We start from the raw sequence: 18325 nt of genomic DNA, 5'->3' as shown, positions 1-18325 counted from the left end.
TGGCGATTGGTAGATATCGAAAACCATTGTCTGTCGAACTCCATTGTTCCTGATATTTTGTTGAGTGTGGCCTGCGGGGACGTCGGCTGCATGCACCTATATAATCTGAAGATCATGACTTTTGTATTCAAACCGCTTGCCATTAGCTTGGCAATTGCTACCGTATTCCCTGCCTACTCCGTTCAGGCTCAGTCCGTTTCTGTTGCCGCAGCCTCCAGCGTGATTGTGACAGCTGGTCGTCAAGCACAGGCTGCCAAAGATGTGCTCGCTGATAATGTGGTGATCACTGCTGAAGAAATTGCCCTGTCCGGTGCCGTTTCTATCGTTGATTTGCTGCAGCAACAGCGAGGTATCGAAATTTCTCGCACTGGTGGGCCTGGCAACGCGTCTTCCGTTTTCATGCGTGGAGGTTCTAATGCGCAGAACGTTGTTCTCGTGGATGGTGTCCGCATTGGTTCCTCCACTACCGGTGGTGCGACCTGGTCTTCTATTCCTTTGAGCCAGATTGATCATATCGAAATCGTGTATGGCCCGCTGTCGAGTTTGTATGGCGCAGATGCGGTAGGTGGTGTTATTCAGGTGTTTACCAAAAAAGGTGAGGGCCCAATAGCCCCAACCGTTTCTGCCGGTTTTGGTACCAATAATACGCGTAAATTACAGGCGGGTGTTTCTGGTTCCGTTGCCAACAATATCAGTTTCGCACTGAGCGCAGGCCATGATGAAAGCGACGGTTTTTCTGCAACAAAACCAGCCGCTGGCCCTTACAGTTATAACGCCGATAAAGACGGCTATACATTGGACAGTGTCAGTGGTCGCCTGAACTGGGAGTTGAGCAAGGGATTTGATCTGGGTGTGCATTTTCTGCAAAGCCGTTTGAACGCACAATTTGATTCTGGACCAGGTTACGATGACCGTAATATTCAAAAACTGGAAACAGTTGCTGTGTATGGTAAAGCCAGAATCAACGACATCTGGACTACCTCTTTGCAAGTATCGCAATCGTCGGATAAAACAAAAACAGATGCCTCGTATGGCAAAAGCAATATAGAGACGCGTCAACAGGCAGTCACGCTGCAAAATGATATTCGTATCGGCAAAGACGTACTGCAACTGATCGCGGAAACTCGCCAGGAGAAAGTCGATACCACCACATTGGCACTGAATGGCATTCGCAATACGGATTCGCTGGCAGCTTCTTATGTATTCAAACAAGAGGCGCATCTTGCCAGTGCCAGCGTGCGCTATGACCGTAGTTCTGTTTATGGTTCTAATACCACCGGCAGTATCGCATACGGATATCGTCTGAATGATGCTTTGCGTGTCAACGCCAGTTATGGCAACAGTTTCCGTGCTCCAAGCTTTAATGAGCTGTATTACCCAGGTTACGGAATTGACAGCAACAAGCCAGAAAAAGCAAAAAATGCAGAAATCGGACTTTATTTTGAACAAGGCGATACTGAACTCAGTGCTGTCTATTATCAAAACAAAGCCACAGATTTACTGGTGACAGCGAATGTTTGTCCTGTACAACAATCTACGCATCCGTATGGTTGTGCTTACAACGTCAACAAGGCAACGATGTCCGGCCTGACGCTGGGTGGGGCATATCATCTGGGCAATTTCATGTTGCGTGGCTCCCTGGATTTGCAAGATCCTAAAGACGATACAACAGGTCTACGTCTCGCCCGCCGTTCCAAGCAGCATGGAACTTTGGCTGCAGAGTATGCGTTGGCGAAAACAAAAATCGGTGTTGAAACAATTTTTTCCGGTGAGCGTTTTGATGACGTGGCAAATAAAAAACGCCTCGGTGGTTACAACTTGCTGAATCTGTATGCCAGCCATGAAATCTCGCATAACCTGTCTGTACTCGCTCGTTGGAACAACGTGCTGGATAAAGACTATGAACTGGCAAAAAATTACGCAACACCCGGTTCTACCTTGTTTGTCGGTCTGAATTACGGTTTCAAATAAGTAGTGTCATGCAAAGTGCCGTGTCATCCGATGATACGGCACTATTCTGAACATTCCCTGTCGCGACGATGAGTGGCGACAGGATGCTATTGACAGCAATGTCGGGTTGAGGCGATCACTAAGCAATACATGTCATCGTGCACATCTCGTCATGCAATATTTTTCAGCCTGGCAAAACATGATGTCTCTCTTATTGAACCGGAAGAGCGTGTCTGCTCCAGCGACATCCAGCATGTTGGCAGCCAGACGTGCGGGTCTGGTGTTGCCGGCATTATTAGTACTTTCTCTTTTCAGTATCTTGCTTGCTTGTCTGGTGGGATCGATATCACTGGGATTCTCAGACTTAGCTCAGGCTGCGCTTGAGTTATGGCATGCACATCCATCGTCATTAGCAGCGAGCGTGCTGGATTTACGTCTCAGCCGTGCATTGACCGGATTTATTACCGGCAGCACATTGGCGTTGTCTGGCGTCATGATGCAGGCCTTATTGCGTAATCCGCTGGCCGATCCTTATGTACTCGGGATTTCTGGCGGTGCTTCGGTCGGCGCGCTGGCAACGATTTTATTCTACGGCGCATTCTGGATGGTCGATCTGGCAGCCTTTGCCGGCGCTGTCGCGGTGGCCTTGCTGTTGTTTGCACTTGCCTATCGGGATTTGCGTGGCAGTGGCAGTAGTGACGGCAGTGCTCCGATATTATTATTGACCGGAGTGATTGTGGCCTCCGGTTGTGGTGCACTGATTACATTGATGTTATCCATCGCGCCGGATAGCCGTTTGCGAGGCATGGTGTTCTGGATGATCGGAGATTTGTCCAATACACAGTCGCGTTATTTGCCGTGGTTGATTGGTGCAGCTGTTTTCTGGTTTGCAATGCGTAATGCGCGTGCGATCAACATCACTGCGATGCATGCTGACAATGCCAGCAGTCTTGGTGTCAATGTGGGACGTTTGCGCCAATGTCTGTTTCTTTGTTCGGCTTTGTTGACCGCCAGCGCTGTGAGTACTGCGGGCAGTATTGGATTTGTGGGACTTATCATACCGCATGCTTGTCGTTTCGCCCTCGGCCCTGATCATCGCTTACTGATTCCTGCGGCGACGCTGACCGGAGGCAGTTTTCTGGTACTGGCAGATATGATTGCCCGTACCGTTGTTGCACCCCAGCAGCTGCCGGTTGGTGTGATTACCGCCATGATCGGCGTACCTGTATTCCTGTTGCAGTTACACCAGTTAAGGAGACGCTGATGGAAACCCGTGCACTCGATATTGTGATTGCCGATCGTCAGCTTGTTCGTCAATTGAATTGGCAGGTCATGCCCGGTGAGTGCTGGTGCATTATCGGGCGTAATGGTGCCGGTAAAACCAGTCTGTTACGGACACTCGCAGGACTGCGACCAACTGATGGCGGGCAGGTTTTTTTACAGAACAAATTATTACCAGATTGGTCGTTGATGGCGTTGGCAAGAGAACGTGCATTTTTATCGCAAGGACGCGTTGATGCTTTTGCTTACTCAGCCATTGATACCGTCCTGAGCGCAAGACATCCCTATCATGATACCCAATACTGGGAATCAGGTGATGATCTGACGACTGCAATGGCGGCGTTAAAAGCACTGGATGTCGAGCATCTTGCACAGCGAGACGTGCGTAGTTTATCTGGCGGTGAGCGTCAGCGTGTGGCGATTGCAGCACTGCTAGCTCAGGATGCACAACTCATGTTGCTGGATGAGCCTGCGAACGCGTTAGACCTTGCACATCAGATCAGCGTGATGCAATTACTCTCCCGACTTTGCAAGGAGCAGAAAAAATCCGTTGTCATGGTCAGCCATGATCTGAATCTGGCACAGAGTATTGCCACACATGCCTTGTTGCTGATGGGGAATGGACAATGGCTGGCAGGTCGCGCGCACGACATTCTGACGGAGCAACAACTGACTGCATGTCTGGGACATCCGATACAACGTATTGAATATCAAGGGCAAATCCTGTTTGTTCCTCAACATTAAATTTTCATCTGCGAATTGTTATGCCGATGACGGATGTCAACGCTTCAAAAACGCTTCAACACGAATACATATAATCATGAGTACAACACAAGAACAGATCGCCGCCGACAATATCAATACCCGACACCAACGTCGCATGGAGCGTAAAAAGGCGTTGATGGATGACAAAATTCAGAGTGCGCAACGTGAAACTGGCGTGTTGCTGGTACATACCGGCAATGGCAAAGGAAAAAGTTCGAGTGCCTTTGGCATGGTCATGCGAGCTATGGGACATGGGATGAAAGTCGGCGTGGTGCAGTTTATTAAAGGTGCGATGTCGACTGGTGAAGAGATTTTTTTGCGCCGTTTTCCAGAAGAAGTCCAGTTTCATGCGATGGGCGAGGGGTATACCTGGGAAACACAGAACCGTGAACGTGATATAGAAAAAGCGCAATTGGCGTGGGAGCAGGCAAAACAATTTTTGAGTGATCCTGCCATTGGTCTGGTCGTGTTGGATGAATTAAATATTGCCCTGAAATATCACTATCTTGATATCTCAACCGTCATTGCGGATATTGATGCTCGCCCCGAAATGCAACATGTCGTTGTCACTGGACGTGGTGCATTACCGGAAATTATTGCCATCGCCGATACCGTCACAGAAATGAATGTCGTCAAACATGCATTCAAAGAAGGCATCGTCGCACAAGCTGGTATCGAGTGGTAAATCCATGAATACCGTGACTGCCAAAGTAGTATTGATCTCTGCCATTGCATCGGGCCAAGGAAAAACCACCACGACTGCCGCTCTGGCGCGCAAATTGCGTCTGCGCGGAGAGCGGGTGGTCGTATTCAAGACGGGGCCAGATTTTATAGATCCTGTTATGCTTGAGCGCGCCAGTGGCGCCGCAGTACATTCTCTGGATTTATGGATGACCGGATTGCCAGCATCCCAAGCGATGCTGGCCCATGCAGCTGCCAATGCTGATGTGATTCTCATCGAAGGTGTGATGGGTTTATATGATGGTAATCCGTCTTCCGCTGATCTGGCTAGCGCGTTTGGTGTGCCTGTGGTGGCAGTGCTGGATGCGTCAGCAATGGCGCAAACCGTTGGCGCACTGGCGATGGGGCTGCGTGATTTTGGTCCCGTCAATCTGGCAGGTGTGATCGCCAACAGGATCGCATCGCCTGGTCACGCGACGATGGTCGCTCAAGCGATGCGTGATATTCCTTTGCTCGGTAGTCTGTCACGTCAGGAAGACGCCTTGCCTGAGCGTCATCTCGGGCTGGTGTTGCCGGAAGAAGTCGGGCATATCGACAACATACTCAGCACGCTCGCCAATCAGCTCATCTTGGATGACGATGCCTGGAATGCTTTGCCCAGCACGACTTTTTCACTGCCTTCATCAGCAGAGAGTGCATCAGAGTGGCAGTCACCGCCGCAATTATTGAAAGGCAAAACGATCGCCATTGCGCGTGACGCGGCTTTTGCATTCATCTATCCGGCAAATCTGCGCTGCCTGCGCGCGTTGGGGGCGACATTGATTTTTTTCTCGCCGCTGGCCGATATGCCTGTGCCTGCCACTGCGGACGCTGTATATCTGCCCGGTGGCTATCCAGAATTACATGCGGAAACATTGAGTAGTGCGATGCAATGGCGTGCATCTGTAATTGCCGCCCATGCAGCGGGCATGCCAATCCTCGCAGAATGCGGCGGCATGATGGCGATCACGGATGCGCTGGTGGATATGCAGGGACATTCATGGACTATGGCGGGCTTATTGAACGGACGTGTCATCATGCAAAAAAAACTGGCTGGTTTAGGTGCGCAGGCCTGGATGTTGCCAGCAGGAGAGTTGCGTGGCCATACCTTCCATTATTCCCGTTTTGAGACAGAGTTAAATGCCGTCGCCCACACGCTTAAGCACAGACCCGGATACAACATTGAAAAAGGTGAGGCGATCTATCAAAATGGCAATCTGCGCGCTTCGTATTTTCATAGCTACTTTGAGTCTCATCCCTCAGCGACTGCCTCTTTGTTTCTGAGAGCTGCTACATGAGTTGTACGTTGATTTTCGGCGGAGCACGTTCAGGCAAAAGTGCCTATGCGGAACAGCTTGCACAACAATCTGGGCGGCGATCCGATCAGACCGCAGCACACAGACAAGTATTGTATCTGGCGACCGCTCGGGCCGATGACGAAGAAATGCAGACACGGATTGCACATCATCAGCAGCGTCGCCCGGTGGATTGGAAAACCCTGCAAGAACCACTCAACCTCGGGACTGTGATACGTGAAAACAGCCGATCTGATACCGTCTTGCTGATCGACTGCCTGACTGTCTGGTTGTCGAATTGTCTGTTCAGTAGTGGGCAGGTGTTTCCTGAGGTGGGAAACATCGAAGCACCTGCAATCTACGTGGAACAGCGAGCAGAATTGTTGGCAGCACTATCAATTGCCAGTAGCCAGAAAGCTGAAGTGATTCTGGTATCGAACGAGGTTGGCATGGGCATTGTTCCGATGGGAGCTGCATCGCGCTGGTTTGTCGATGAAGCGGGGCGGTTGAATCAGGCGGTGGCAGCCTTGTCTGACCGAGTGATCTGGGTTGCTGCCGGATTACCTTTATATCTGAAAGGGCAGCCATGCTGATGTTAAGTGGCTTCACACTGGCGCTATGCCTGGTGCTGGGCGTGGCCCTTGATATGGCTTTAGGGGAGGCGAAACATTGGCATCCTTTGGTTGGATTTGGACGATATGCAGGCATGATCGAAAGAGTGACCAATCATCCGGCCAGCACGCGCTGGAGAGGCGCTGTGGCATGGATACTGGCAGTGATACCAATCGTGATAGCGATTCAGAGCGCGCTGTTACTGGCTACCTATCTGAGCACATGGCTGGCACCGGTATTACACGGTGTATTGCTATATGTCTGTCTGGGTTTGCGCAGCTTGCGGGACCACAATTTACCGATACAACAAACACTGGACGCGGGCGATTTATCTACCGCACGACAACTCACTTCCCGTATTGTCAGCCGTGATACTGCCGATGCCGATGAGGCAGGGTTGGCTAAAGCCAGTGTTGAATCATTACTGGAAAACGGTTGTGATGCTGTGTTTGGTACCTTGTTCTGGTTCATTTTATTTGGTGGTGCCGGGGCAGTGTTATACCGGCTGGTGAACACGCTTGATGCCATGTGGGGTTATCGCACGCCAAAATGGATACGTTTTGGTTGTGTGGCGGCGCGTGCCGATGATGTACTGGGGTGGATACCTGCCCGGCTGACGGCTATTACCTACGCGCTACTGGGGCATACCCGACGGGCGTTGAATTGCTGGCGTATCCAGGCACCTGCATGGCCTAGTCCGAATGCTGGGCCTGTCATGTCGGCGGGAGCAGGTGCTCTGGGTATTATATTGGGTGGAAGCGCACGTTATGACGGTGTGGATGAATTGCGTCCTGTGTTGGGAAGCGGGACTCCAGTTGTGGTCGCTGACATTACCAGAGCATGGCGGCTGGTATTGTATGGTGCGCTCTTGTGGTGTGGCATTGTCATCCTGGGAACGATTTTTCTGAGCGGAGTTTTATATGCTTGAACACGGCGGTAATCTGCGTGATGCAGTGAAGAATTTTGGACGTCCGCTGGAGGACTGGGTGGATTTATCCACTGGTATCAATCCTTATTTTTACCCCGTTCCAGCGGTCAGCGTACATGCCTGGCATCGCCTGCCAGAACCATTGGAAGCATTAACAGACGCGGCTCAACACTATTACAACGCACCACATCTGTTGCCAGTAGCGGGCACCCAGGCAGCAATTCAGGCCTTGCCACGACTGCGCAAGACTTTGCATGATATTTCCAGCGTCGTAGTGTCTGCTCCATCCTACGCTGAACATGCATACCAATGGCGACAAGCAGGACACACCGTGACCGAGTGTCTGTACACAGAATTGGATGCAGCGAGTCATGCGGCAGATGTCGTGGTCGTCTGCAATCCCAATAACCCCACTGGTGAGACGCTGGAGGCAGCGCAGTTGCTTGCATGGGCTGGACGCCTTGCTGAACGGGGGGGCTGGCTGATTGTTGATGAGGCTTTTGCTGACACACTTCCTGAACTGAGTGTAGCCGCACACTCTCAACAACCTGGTCTGATCGTATTGCGGTCGATTGGTAAATTTTTTGGTTTAGCAGGAATACGACTGGGTTTTGTCGCGGCGGAATCTGCTTTGTTGCGAATGTTATCGAGTTTACTGGGACCATGGACGATCAGCGGTCCTGCACAGGAAATCGCTATTACTGCGTTACATGATCGCCATTGGCAGCAACAGACTACCAGGCACCTTCAGGAGCAAGGGCATCGTTTGCGCAGTTTGCTGCTGACACATCAGATATCGAGTTCTGGAACTGATCTATTTCAATGGGCGAGCCATAGAGACTTGAATTCATGCACAGAAATTTTCTGGCAGTTTATGGCACAGCATGGTATTTGGTTACGCTGGTTTGCTGAAGGTGAAGCGCGACCACATGGCGTACGCTTTGGTTTGCCTGGTTCAGAAGCAGCGTGGGGGCGGTTGGAGAATGTGTTGTCAGCCTGGAATAAAAAACATGCCTTTACAGCAGAGAGTTAGCGTGCCGCAGTGAAAAAAATAATAAAAGTAATACAAAATAACTGGCCGGTGTTTTTTTTGCTTGGCGTCTTTTCTGTTGCAACTGCCGCACCTGTGATTGTTTCTGACGATGCTGGCAATACTCTGACAATTAATCGGGCACCACAACGTATTGTCAGTCTGGCTCCGCATGTGACAGAGCTGATTTTCGCTGCAGGTGCGGGTGACAAGATTGTTGGCACCGTGAGATATAGCGATTTTCCTGCGGCAGCAAAAGATATTCCTCGTATCGGTGATAACCGTCAGCTCGATATGGAGCGTGTTATGGCGCTCAAGCCTGACTTGCTGGTAGTTTGGATGCATGGTGCATTTGAACGCCAACTGGATGTATTGAAGCAATCAGGAATCCCATTTTTTTTCAGCGAGCCACATAAACTGGAACAGATTCCGGAAACACTGGTCAAATTCGGCAGTATGTTCGGCACCGAAAAAACAGCCAATGCGGCTGCGGCTGATTTCCGGCAACGTTTGTCAGAGCTGACGAATAAATATCAGGGCAAGCCGAAAGTCAGAACGTTTTACCAGGTATGGCATAAGCCTTTGTACACGCTCAACGATAAGCATATCGTCAGCGATGCGATACGTTTGTGCGGCGGGGAAAATATTTTTGGCAAGTTACCAGTGACGGCTCCTGTTGTCAGTATTGAGGCTGTATTGCACGAAAATCCAGAAGTGCTGATTAGTGCCGAGAGCAAAAATCAGCGCGATAACGGACTAGAACAATGGAAGACATTCAGCAGCATGACTGCTGTAAAAAATAATCAGCTGATGACAGTCGATGGTGATCTGGTGAACCGCTCCGGGCCACGTATCATCGATGGAGCAGCAGCGATTTGCGATGCTCTGGAACAAGCGCGCATTCATCGTAATTCCGGCAATAATAAAGAAAACAAAGGGAAAAAATGAGTTATTACCAGCGCATTGCTTGTTTATCTACCGAAGCTGTTGAGGTGATGTACGCCCTGGGCGCAGAAGATTTACTGGTGGGTATTTCCGGTTATACCGTCAGACCGCCGAGGGCGCGTGACGAAAAGCCAAAAGTCAGTGGTTTTTCGTCTGGCAAGATAGAACGCATTCTGGCGGTGAACCCCGATCTGGTAATCGCCTATTCGAACATGCAATCTGAATTGTGCCGCGATTTGATCAGCGCCGGTATTGAAGTTCATGCGTTTAATCAGCGCGATGTTGCAGGCATATTCCGGATGATAGGCGTGCTTTCAGCATTGATCGGTAAAGCGTCAGAAGGGCAGGCACTGATCAGCAGGCTGGAACAACAGATCACCGCCATTCGCGCTCAGACAGCCACCTGGACCCGCCGCCCTAAAATATATTTCGAAGAGTGGAATGCGCCTCTGATGTCCTGTATCGGCTGGGTCTCTGAGCTGATCGGCATTGCTGGTGGTGAGGATGTGTTTTCTGATCTTGCCGGTTTTCACAGCGCCAGAGAACGCATCATTGCTGACCCATGTGAAGTGATACGTCGCGCGCCCGATATCATTATTGGTTCCTGGTGTGGTAAAAAATTCAGACCAGAAACTGTCCGCGACAGAGCTGGTTGGGAGCAGATTCCGGCGGTTCAGTCAGGTCGGGTGCTGGAAATCAAATCGCCCGATATTTTGTCCCCCGGGCCATCTGCTATCGAACACGGATTGTTGCAGTTACATGTGCTGATCGCAGAATGGCAGTCTGCACAAACCAGATAAATCACAAAAATGACGTAAGCCGGAGGCTGACGCAAAACTACTCCGGTGGTGTGATGGTTTTTTTTTAAACCTGTAAAAACACAGTATATTCAAATTCGCATAGCACTCGTTTTTTTCAGATCAGGATGGGCATGAATATTTCCACTTTAATGGTACAAGGCACGACGTCTGATGCGGGCAAAAGTACGGTTGTTGCCGCTTTGTGCCGGCTGTTACATCGCCAAGGTGTCAGTGTCGTGCCAATGAAACCCCAAAATATGGCGCTCAATAGCGCGGTCACTATCGATGGTGGTGAAATAGGCAGAGCACAGGCTTTGCAGGCAATTGCAGCGGGTTTGCCTGCGCATACGGACATGAATCCGGTTTTACTCAAGCCGTCATCCGATATTGGGGCGCAGGTGATTGTGCACGGCAAAGTCAGGGCAGATATGGATGCCCGTGATTATCATCAGTATAAAACTATCGCCATGAGTGCTGTGCTGGAGTCTTATCAACGTTTGCAAGAACAATATGACGCGATCATTGTGGAAGGGGCTGGCAGCCCGGCAGAAGTGAATTTGCGCGATCGGGATATCGCGAATATGGGATTTGCCGAAGCTGTCGATTGCCCGGTCATTCTGGTTGCGGATATTGATCGTGGCGGCGTGTTTGCTCATTTTATTGGCACACTCGCTTGCCTGTCTGAGTCAGAGCAACAACGCATCATTGGTTTTGTCATTAATCGTTTTCGTGGTGATATTGGATTGTTGGAACCCGGTCTGGAGTGGTTGCAGAAAAAGACCGGGAAGCCAGTGTTGGCGGTATTGCCCTATCTGCACGGTTTGCAACTGGATGCGGAAGATGCGATTCAGTCCAGTCAACATAGCACCGGAAAATTCCGCATCATTGTTCCTGCAATTCCTCGCATCTCCAACCATACGGATTTTGATGCGCTGCGTGCTCACCCTGATGTCGATTTGCAATTCATTGGCCCTGATATGCCGATACCGGCCGCAGATTTAATTATTTTGCCTGGCAGTAAAAATACGCGTGCCGACCTGGCATTTTTACAGCAACAAGGTTGGGACCATGTGCTGGAAAAACATTTGCGCTATGGCGGTAAAGTGATTGGTATTTGTGGTGGTTACCAAATGTTGGGGCAGGTTGTCAGTGACCCGCACGGTGTCGAAGGAATCCCCGGCGATTCTGACGGTTTGGGCTTACTGGAAATGAAGACCGAATTGACGCAGGAAAAGCGTCTTCAGCAAGTGAGTGGTGTCTGTATGTTTGAGGCGGAGAATAATGAAAGTCCGGCAGCAGTCAGTGGCTATGAAATCCATATGGGGTTGACGTATGCCACGCATTCGACTTTGCCGGTATTTCATATCGATGGTCAGAACGAAGGTGCACGGTCAGCAGATGACTTGATTTTGGGAACCTATCTGCATGGCTTGTTTGATCACCCTGAGGCATGTGCTGCGTTGTTGTCATGGGCCGGACTCAAAAGTGAGTTCAGAATTGATCTATCGGCATTACGTGAACACAGCATTGATCGTGTTGCGGATGCCTGCATTCCTTTATTGATGGCGTTGCAGGCACTCTAGCGTCCATATTATTTTTTGCTGATGACATGTTGAACCATTGTTTTAAGGCAGAGTGGCATGAATGATTTTGGCGACATCAGCAACATCAATTCCATCAATATCGACAACAACTTTGATACATCAGATGAAGATCGATCGATGAAACTTAATGAAGCTTCATCTGATACAGCAATAGTTTACTGCCAACGGATTTTGTTAATCCGAATGCGATACGGATAGTGTGATCAACACAATCTTTATTGCAGACTGTTTTAACATTCATCAATCACCTCTTTTAAATCTTCTCAACTCAGCTGCACCTTACTGGGCTCATTGCTTCGGCATTGCGCGGTTTCTCATCTCACAGCAATCTGAGTGCAGCATGTATTTTTCATTTTATATGGTGAGATATGTTGAGCAACGACACCTGTTCTTTTCAATGAAAGCTGATTTTTTTAGTGCGTTTTGATACCGCTGAGTAGAAATGCGTCATTTCAAGGTCATAAAAGGTCACTAAGCTACGCGGGCTATTTATATTGCTTTGCGTTACTTACCTTATTTATTGAAGAGAAACAGATGAAATCAGCTCAATTAAAAAAGAAATCGAAGGCGCCGACGGTTTTTCCATTGCTCGCCATTTCTGCCGCTTGTTTAATGGCATTCTCTCCTGTAATCAGTGCACAAACTACGCCCGTAAAGGCTGGTACAAATCAGGATGATAAGGGAGACAAGGCTGAAGGTAGCGTGGCAACTGTGGAAATTTCTTCGCAAAGCACACGTTCGGCAGTGTCCTTACGTGGTAGCGAAATGCAGAAAATTCTTCCTGGCATCAACCCTGTCAAATCCTTGCAGACCTTGCCAGGCGTGACCTTCGCAACTGCTGATCCCTGGGGTAATAACGAACAGAATCTGTCATTGTTTGTTCATGGATTCAACGGGCAGCAACTGGGCTACACGATGGACGGCGTACCATTGGGTGATCAGCAATACGGTAATTACAACGGGCTGTCACCGCAACGTGCTGTCATCAGCGAAAACGTGCGTAACGTCATCTTGTCATCGGGCGCTGGTAATCTGGCGACGCCATCCACTAGCAATCTGGGCGGCACGATAGAGGTATTTTCCAGTGATCCGCTGGCCACCCGTAAAACAACGCTAGAACAGACGCTGGGTAGCTATCGCGCCTCCAGAACTTATGCACGCTTTGACACCGGTAATTTTGGCGAGGGCAATGCTGCTTATGTGTCAGTCATGCGCCAGGATGCACGTGCCTGGGACTTTGATGGAAAACAAGGCGGCAAACAGTTCAATGGTAAATTTGTCAGTAATAAAGATGCAGGCAAGCTGACTTTATTCTTCAATTACAACGACAAAATAGAACCGAATGAAGATAGCACCGTGCATGTTACGGGGGAAACCAGTGCGCCATATACCCGTCCTTTCCTGTATCCCGATTTCAAGGCGGCATTAGCGTATTTGTCAGCAAACGGTGCCACGCCTGCTGCAGATGGCTCCAACTATCGCAATTTTTACAGTGATGCACAGCGTAAGGACGTGCTGACTTATGCCAAATACGACTGGAATCTGAGCCCAACTACTGTTTGGTCGAATCAGGTATATTTTCATCGTGATGATGGTGTCGGTGTCGTCGCAGGCCCTATCAGCGCGGCGGGTTTGCCTGCTTTGTTCGGTGTGTATTTTCCTAACCAGGATTTGAAAAAAGTATTTGGTAATTCTGGCTATGCCACACGAACAACCGAATATGATATTCACCGCACCGGACTGATCTCTAATCTGCGTACCGAGTTCGGCAATCATCAGATTGAATTGGGCGGCTGGTGGGAACACAACGAATCTTCCGCATATCGCCGATGGTATCCGCTGGATGTGAATAATCCAAGTTCCCCTTACGATCGTCCTTCTAATTCGCTGATCACACAATACGGTAGTGAAATCCGTAACAATGTCGTGCAGTTACATTTGCAGGACGAGTGGCGCGTGCGTTCTGATCTTGCTTTGCAAATGGGTTTCAAATCCAGCTTGCAATATGCAAAAGGTGATTTCCCGGTACAGCCATTGCCAGGCGCAATCTCAGGTGGCTCTACTGCATTGCCAGTCGGTGATATCACGACGAAGAAATGGTTCTTGCCACAAGTTGGTTTGTTGTGGGATATCAATTCACGTGATCAGCTCTTTATCAATATCCAGAAGAACATGCGCCAGTTCGTCACTTATGGCGGTGGTGGCGCATCGCCGTGGAGTTTGTCCAGCCAGTCTGCTTTTGATCTGTTCAAGAACACTGCACAGCCAGAAACATCGGTGACTTATGAAGCAGGTTTGAGGGGTAAGCGTAATCTGGATCTTGGTGCATTGACGCGTGTTGATGGTCAGGTGACTGTCTATCATGTTGATTTCAGTAACCGTTTGCTGCAGATTAGCCCGACTCCTGTGATTTCTTCTATCGTTGGCGGCAATCCTGTGCTGGCGAACGTAGGTAGTGTGACTACGGATGGTATTGATCTGGCCGGTACACTGCATTTTGGGAAACACTTCAGCTTCTACAATGCGCTGTCGTATAACCGTTCTGTGTACAACGATGATTACAACAATGGTAAAGCGCTGGTTTCCACTTCTGGCAAGCGTGTTCCGGGTAGCCCTGAATGGATGAATAAGTTTGTGGCGACCGCAAACTTTGGCAATATCGAAGCGCAATTGATTGGTGATTACGTCGGCAAGCGTTACGCGACTTATACCAATGATCTGGCCGTTGACAGTTATTTCATGCTGAATCTGGGGGTGACGGCGAAAATTCCTATGGAAGGCAATTCATTCGTCAAGAACGCCCGTGTGCGTCTGAATGTCACGAATTTGAATCAGATTACCGGCGTATCCGCTGTTGTGGTTGGCGCCGCAAGTGGTACGTATAACACTTTCCCTATCGCACCGCGTCAGTTCTTCGTCACTTTTGGTGCTGACTTTTAATGGAGAATCGTATGAGTCAATTTCGCAGAACATTGTTGAAAACCGGCACAGTAAGTTTGTTCATGGCTGCTGCTCCGATACGGTTGTTATCTTCAGCCCTTGCCGCAACGCCGAGAACGGTTGAGTTGTTCGCGCATCGTGGTGCCTCTGCATTGCGTCCTGAACATACCTTGGCGTCTTACGCCAAGGCGATTGTGGATGGTGCAGATTATATTGAGCCTGATCTGGTTATTACTCGCGATGGTGTGCTGGTCGCCAGACATGAGGCATTTCTGAGTGAAACAACGGACGTTTCCAAACGCCCTGAATTTGCTTCTAAAAATGTGACGAAGACAATTGATGGCGTGACGCACACAGGATGGTTCGTCGAGGACTTCACACTGGCAGAACTGAAGACTTTGCGCGCAGTTGAACGCTTGCCAAGCGTGCGTCCACAAAATACTCGCTACGATAGGATGTTTCAGATACTGACCTGGGATGAGATTATCGATTTTGCTGCGGCACAATCCGTCACTAGCGGTAAGGTGATTGGCTTAATTCCAGAATTGAAGCATTCCACGTATTTTTCCAGCATCGGCTTGCCGCTGGAAGACCGGTTTTTAGCAAGTATCGCGGCGCATGAATATACGCAACGTTGTCCGCTGGTGATTCAGTCGTTTGAAGTTGCTAACCTTAAATATCTGCGAAAGAAGATTGGTAAAAGTGCGCATATCAGGCTGATGCAATTGGTCGAGCGTGGCAGTGTTCGTCCTGCGGATGTGGTTGCCAGCGGTGGTGATCTGACATTTGAAAAAATGTGTAGTAAAACAGGTTTACGCGACATTGCTCGTTATGCCGACATTATCGCACCACCAACCCGAGCACTGATACCATTGTTAAGCAACGGCAAATTAGGTGAACCCACATCCTTGATCGCTGATGCACACGACGCTGGCTTGTTGGTGCATACCTGGACTTTCCGTCCAGAGAATCGCTTTCTGGCAGCCGATTTCCGTAACGACCAAGGTGATGATGCGAGGCATGATCAAGGATCGGTGGCAGAAATGCGGCGTTATATCGATGCTGGAATTGATGGATTTTTCTCGGACGATTCTGCGCTTGGCCGACTGGCAATTTCAGGGCGGTGATCGTTTGATGACGAGGTTGATAAGGTAGTCTCACTTATTCTCTAAGCCGGCATGAGCATGCCGGCTTTTTTATTTATTTTGCAGACCGTAGAAGCGAAATCCGAGATGGTCAGGGGAGAGCAATGATGACCGCTGTGTAGGTTTTGATCCTGCTGCTGGATGGAGGATCATTCACTTTTGTTCAGCTTGCATTGGCTGCACTGTTACTAAAATGGATTCCATCATGATTTAGTGGTTGCTACTGGTTCCCATTCCCGTGCAGTGGCTGTTGCTTCCTCTATTTGCTCTTCACTCATGCTCTGACGCGCATATTCACGGAAAGTCACTGCATCATCATATTCACCTGCCAGCGTCATCCATTTATAAGCCTCTACTTTATCGACAGTCATTCCTTTGCCTTTAAAGTACATCAGGCCCAGCTGATACTGGGCGCTGGCATTGTTTTGATCGGCTGCTTGCTGAAATAAATCTTTCGCTTTGTTGAAATCCAACGATGTGCCATTTCCCGTCACATACAGTACACCCAGACTATATTGCGCATCCGCATACCCTTGATCAGCCGCTTTTTTGAACCACGAAACTGCCGTATTGTAGTCAGGTGCGACGCCTTTGCCTTTGGCATACATACGAGCCAGATTCACCTGTGCCCGGACATTATTCTGCGCTGCGGATTGTTCAAACCAGTGCATGGCTTGCTGGTAATTTTCTTCTATACCTTCCCCATTCAGATACATTAGCCCCAAATTGAATTGTGCATCGGCATTGTCCTTATCTGCCGCGGCCTGGAAGGCATCAGCAGCCTCAGACATTTCCTGATTCTCGTATAAATTCACGCCATCTTCAAAGTCATCAGCATGTGCCAGGTGAATGGAAATGCCAGTGAGCGTGATGGCTGACATCGCGATCGCGTATTTGAATATCCGGGAGTTCATATTATTGCCCTGTTGCAATTAAACGAGAGCTTTTATTGTAGTCGTTTTATCTGGCAACTTAAAGAGTAGCGCGAGAGAATCGCTCCAGATGCCGCCGGATATGGTTTGGGTCTATTTGTACCTTACACAATATTGCGAAGAAATAAATGCACAGACGAATTCGTAGGTGAATCAGCAGATGGCTCAACATCTCTTCTCAGTGACATTTTATAGGCCAGATGGGGAGTTCAGATAATGAGCAAATGGATTATATGCTCACTGTATGGGGTGGAATTTAACCAGCAGTTTCTGTGCTGACTTTATCCCAATCATGTTCGTCTTCGTACTGAATCATCCAGTTGGCAGCTTGATGCCATGCATGGACCGCATGAGCATCAAGCCTGCCAGGTGTTGGCTTACCTGTAATCTGCGCATGTCGGACAGCCCAGTGCAAACGGTAAAGTAAGTCAGCCCAGTCGAGTAATAATGTTTTGGAACGGAGTTTGATTTTTTTTTGCACAAGCATCGCGTCCGCGCTGACATCTCTCCAGAGTTGCTCAACAACCGATTTTTGTTGTCTGCCATCTGGCATACCAATATCTTCTAGTCCGGCAGCCCACATTAAAAAATGTAATGCCTGAGCTTGTTGATAAACCATGCATGTCTCATCAGTCATTTTTGCGCCAGAGAAAAGATATGACTGCTCCTGTGGAGAAAAACATGCCTGTAGCTGTGCAGACTCGATCAGATCGATCACAGCCTGACGCTGTTCCGGTTGGGCAAACTGATGCATGAGACATAGTGCGATCAGTCGTTGTGATATTTCGTCAGAAGAGCGTACATGAATTTCATCTTCACTTTCTATGAGCGGAAGTTGAAAGTTAATGCGAATACCGCGCTTGTGTAACATTAATTCAGATAGTTCTTTGCGCAATTCCGGAGATTTCATGACTAGCCGGTAGAAAAAAGGGTGCCAGATTGTACCGCGCTCATCAAGTCTGCAACAGATGCATTCTTTAAAGCAGTGATATTTTTGAGCAACTCGATATTGAGGGAGTGGAAGTTATTCACTTCTATCGAAGTTCGATGCGCTTATCGAGGACTGCAACTAATATCAGAAGCTTTCGTAAATAAAGCGGTATCGCAAGATCATAGGATTTTATGATCGGTTTTATATTCGTTTGTACTGAAATGTACTTTTGTCAGAATTTAAAAACAAAAAAGCCCTTGATTTTTCAAGGGCTTTTGTAACCTTGGCGGAGAAGGGGGGATTCTTCGCCAACATTTATAAGTCATTGATTTGTTAGAGGTTATTTTTTTGAATTTCACAGAATGAAAGCAAAAAGGAGTGACCCCAATGAGTGACACCTGTCGATTATATTGGAAAGTGGAATGCTGCGTCGATTCAATACGAATT

At 48.9% G+C, this 18325-nt stretch carries 15 protein-coding genes; 13 read left to right on the top strand and 2 right to left on the bottom strand.

The features are described 5' to 3' along the window. Positions 1–114: 114 nt before the first annotated feature. From ACO0LB_RS11225 to ACO0LB_RS11165, 13 genes are all read left to right on the top strand, one after another. Entirely contained in the window at positions 115–1971 is a 1857-nt protein-coding gene (locus tag ACO0LB_RS11225) for a TonB-dependent receptor domain-containing protein (RefSeq protein ID WP_423049184.1), read from the top strand. A 232-nt stretch (positions 1972–2203) separates the two neighbouring features. After that, complete coding sequence (locus tag ACO0LB_RS11220; protein WP_423049266.1) at positions 2204–3214, top strand: FecCD family ABC transporter permease; 1011 nt, start codon at positions 2204–2206, stop codon at positions 3212–3214. Next, positions 3214–3975, top strand: a complete 762-nt coding sequence (locus ACO0LB_RS11215; RefSeq protein ID WP_423049183.1) for an ABC transporter ATP-binding protein — start codon at positions 3214–3216, stop codon at positions 3973–3975. The genes ACO0LB_RS11220 and ACO0LB_RS11215 overlap by 1 nt, the downstream gene beginning before the upstream one ends. A gap of 76 nt (positions 3976–4051) precedes the next feature. Beyond that, on the top strand, positions 4052–4681 hold the full coding sequence (gene cobO / locus ACO0LB_RS11210) for a cob(I)yrinic acid a,c-diamide adenosyltransferase (protein ID WP_423049182.1): 630 nt from the start codon (positions 4052–4054) through the stop codon (positions 4679–4681). After that, positions 4635–6014, top strand: a complete 1380-nt coding sequence (locus ACO0LB_RS11205) for a cobyrinate a,c-diamide synthase (protein ID WP_423049181.1) — start codon at positions 4635–4637, stop codon at positions 6012–6014. Before cobO ends, ACO0LB_RS11205 begins: the two co-directional genes overlap by 47 nt. After that, positions 6011–6604 carry a bifunctional adenosylcobinamide kinase/adenosylcobinamide-phosphate guanylyltransferase gene (cobU, locus tag ACO0LB_RS11200; RefSeq protein WP_423049180.1) on the top strand — a complete coding sequence of 198 codons (594 nt, stop codon included), beginning with the start codon at positions 6011–6013 and terminating at the stop codon, positions 6602–6604. Before ACO0LB_RS11205 ends, cobU begins: the two co-directional genes overlap by 4 nt. Further along, positions 6604–7551: an adenosylcobinamide-phosphate synthase CbiB gene (cbiB, locus tag ACO0LB_RS11195; RefSeq protein WP_423049265.1), complete on the top strand. Its 948-nt coding sequence runs from the start codon at positions 6604–6606 to the stop codon at positions 7549–7551. The genes cobU and cbiB overlap by 1 nt, the downstream gene beginning before the upstream one ends. Further along, positions 7544–8584 (top strand): threonine-phosphate decarboxylase CobD, encoded by a 1041-nt coding sequence (gene cobD / locus ACO0LB_RS11190; RefSeq protein WP_423049179.1) that lies wholly within the window; start codon positions 7544–7546, stop codon positions 8582–8584. Before cbiB ends, cobD begins: the two co-directional genes overlap by 8 nt. 9 nt (positions 8585–8593) lie before the next feature. Continuing rightward, a complete protein-coding gene (locus ACO0LB_RS11185) occupies positions 8594–9529 on the top strand; it encodes a cobalamin-binding protein (RefSeq protein ID WP_423049178.1) in 936 nt (311 codons plus the stop codon). After that, on the top strand, positions 9526–10326 hold the full coding sequence (locus ACO0LB_RS11180; RefSeq protein WP_423049177.1) for a cobalamin-binding protein: 801 nt from the start codon (positions 9526–9528) through the stop codon (positions 10324–10326). Before ACO0LB_RS11185 ends, ACO0LB_RS11180 begins: the two co-directional genes overlap by 4 nt. 125 nt (positions 10327–10451) lie before the next feature. Then, entirely contained in the window at positions 10452–11909 is a 1458-nt protein-coding gene (locus tag ACO0LB_RS11175; RefSeq protein ID WP_423049176.1) for a cobyric acid synthase, read from the top strand. Positions 11910–12464: 555 nt separating this feature from the next. Continuing rightward, positions 12465–14870, top strand: coding sequence for a TonB-dependent receptor (locus ACO0LB_RS11170; RefSeq protein WP_423049175.1), 2406 nt, complete (start codon positions 12465–12467; stop codon positions 14868–14870). An 11-nt stretch (positions 14871–14881) separates the two neighbouring features. Then, positions 14882–15997, top strand: coding sequence for a glycerophosphodiester phosphodiesterase (locus ACO0LB_RS11165; RefSeq protein WP_423049174.1), 1116 nt, complete (start codon positions 14882–14884; stop codon positions 15995–15997). Between the two features lie 221 nt (positions 15998–16218). On the opposite strand, the gene ACO0LB_RS11160 is transcribed toward ACO0LB_RS11165, so the two are convergent. Continuing rightward, positions 16219–16929, bottom strand: coding sequence for a tetratricopeptide repeat protein (locus tag ACO0LB_RS11160; RefSeq protein ID WP_423049173.1), 711 nt, complete (start codon positions 16927–16929; stop codon positions 16219–16221). 274 nt (positions 16930–17203) lie between these two features. Further along, positions 17204–17857 carry a DUF4272 domain-containing protein gene (locus ACO0LB_RS11155; protein ID WP_423049172.1) on the bottom strand — a complete coding sequence of 218 codons (654 nt, stop codon included), beginning with the start codon at positions 17855–17857 and terminating at the stop codon, positions 17204–17206. Positions 17858–18325: the final 468 nt, after the last annotated feature.

The sequence above is a fragment of the Undibacterium sp. SXout7W genome, from assembly GCF_049339385.1.
GTDB lineage: Bacteria > Pseudomonadota > Gammaproteobacteria > Burkholderiales > Burkholderiaceae_D > Undibacterium.
This window is presented reverse-complemented; position numbering and strand designations above follow the sequence as displayed.

Bases quoted from the DNA above. Each gene is read 5' to 3' on its own strand.
- ACO0LB_RS11225 (WP_423049184.1), top strand. From the start codon at position 115: ATGACTTTTGTATTCAAACCGCTTGCCATTAGCTTGGCAATTGCTACC.
- ACO0LB_RS11220 (WP_423049266.1), top strand. From the start codon at position 2,204: ATGTTGGCAGCCAGACGTGCGGGTCTGGTGTTGCCGGCATTATTAGTA.
- ACO0LB_RS11215 (WP_423049183.1), top strand. From the start codon at position 3,214: ATGGAAACCCGTGCACTCGATATTGTGATTGCCGATCGTCAGCTTGTT.
- cobO (WP_423049182.1), top strand. From the start codon at position 4,052: ATGAGTACAACACAAGAACAGATCGCCGCCGACAATATCAATACCCGA.
- ACO0LB_RS11205 (WP_423049181.1), top strand. From the start codon at position 4,635: ATGCATTCAAAGAAGGCATCGTCGCACAAGCTGGTATCGAGTGGTAAA.
- cobU (WP_423049180.1), top strand. From the start codon at position 6,011: ATGAGTTGTACGTTGATTTTCGGCGGAGCACGTTCAGGCAAAAGTGCC.
- cbiB (WP_423049265.1), top strand. From the start codon at position 6,604: ATGTTAAGTGGCTTCACACTGGCGCTATGCCTGGTGCTGGGCGTGGCC.
- cobD (WP_423049179.1), top strand. From the start codon at position 7,544: ATGCTTGAACACGGCGGTAATCTGCGTGATGCAGTGAAGAATTTTGGA.
- ACO0LB_RS11180 (WP_423049177.1), top strand. From the start codon at position 9,526: ATGAGTTATTACCAGCGCATTGCTTGTTTATCTACCGAAGCTGTTGAG.
- ACO0LB_RS11175 (WP_423049176.1), top strand. From the start codon at position 10,452: ATGGGCATGAATATTTCCACTTTAATGGTACAAGGCACGACGTCTGAT.
- ACO0LB_RS11170 (WP_423049175.1), top strand. From the start codon at position 12,465: ATGAAATCAGCTCAATTAAAAAAGAAATCGAAGGCGCCGACGGTTTTT.
- ACO0LB_RS11165 (WP_423049174.1), top strand. From the start codon at position 14,882: ATGAGTCAATTTCGCAGAACATTGTTGAAAACCGGCACAGTAAGTTTG.
- ACO0LB_RS11160 (WP_423049173.1), bottom strand. From the start codon at position 16,929: ATGAACTCCCGGATATTCAAATACGCGATCGCGATGTCAGCCATCACG.
- ACO0LB_RS11155 (WP_423049172.1), bottom strand. From the start codon at position 17,857: ATGAAATCTCCGGAATTGCGCAAAGAACTATCTGAATTAATGTTACAC.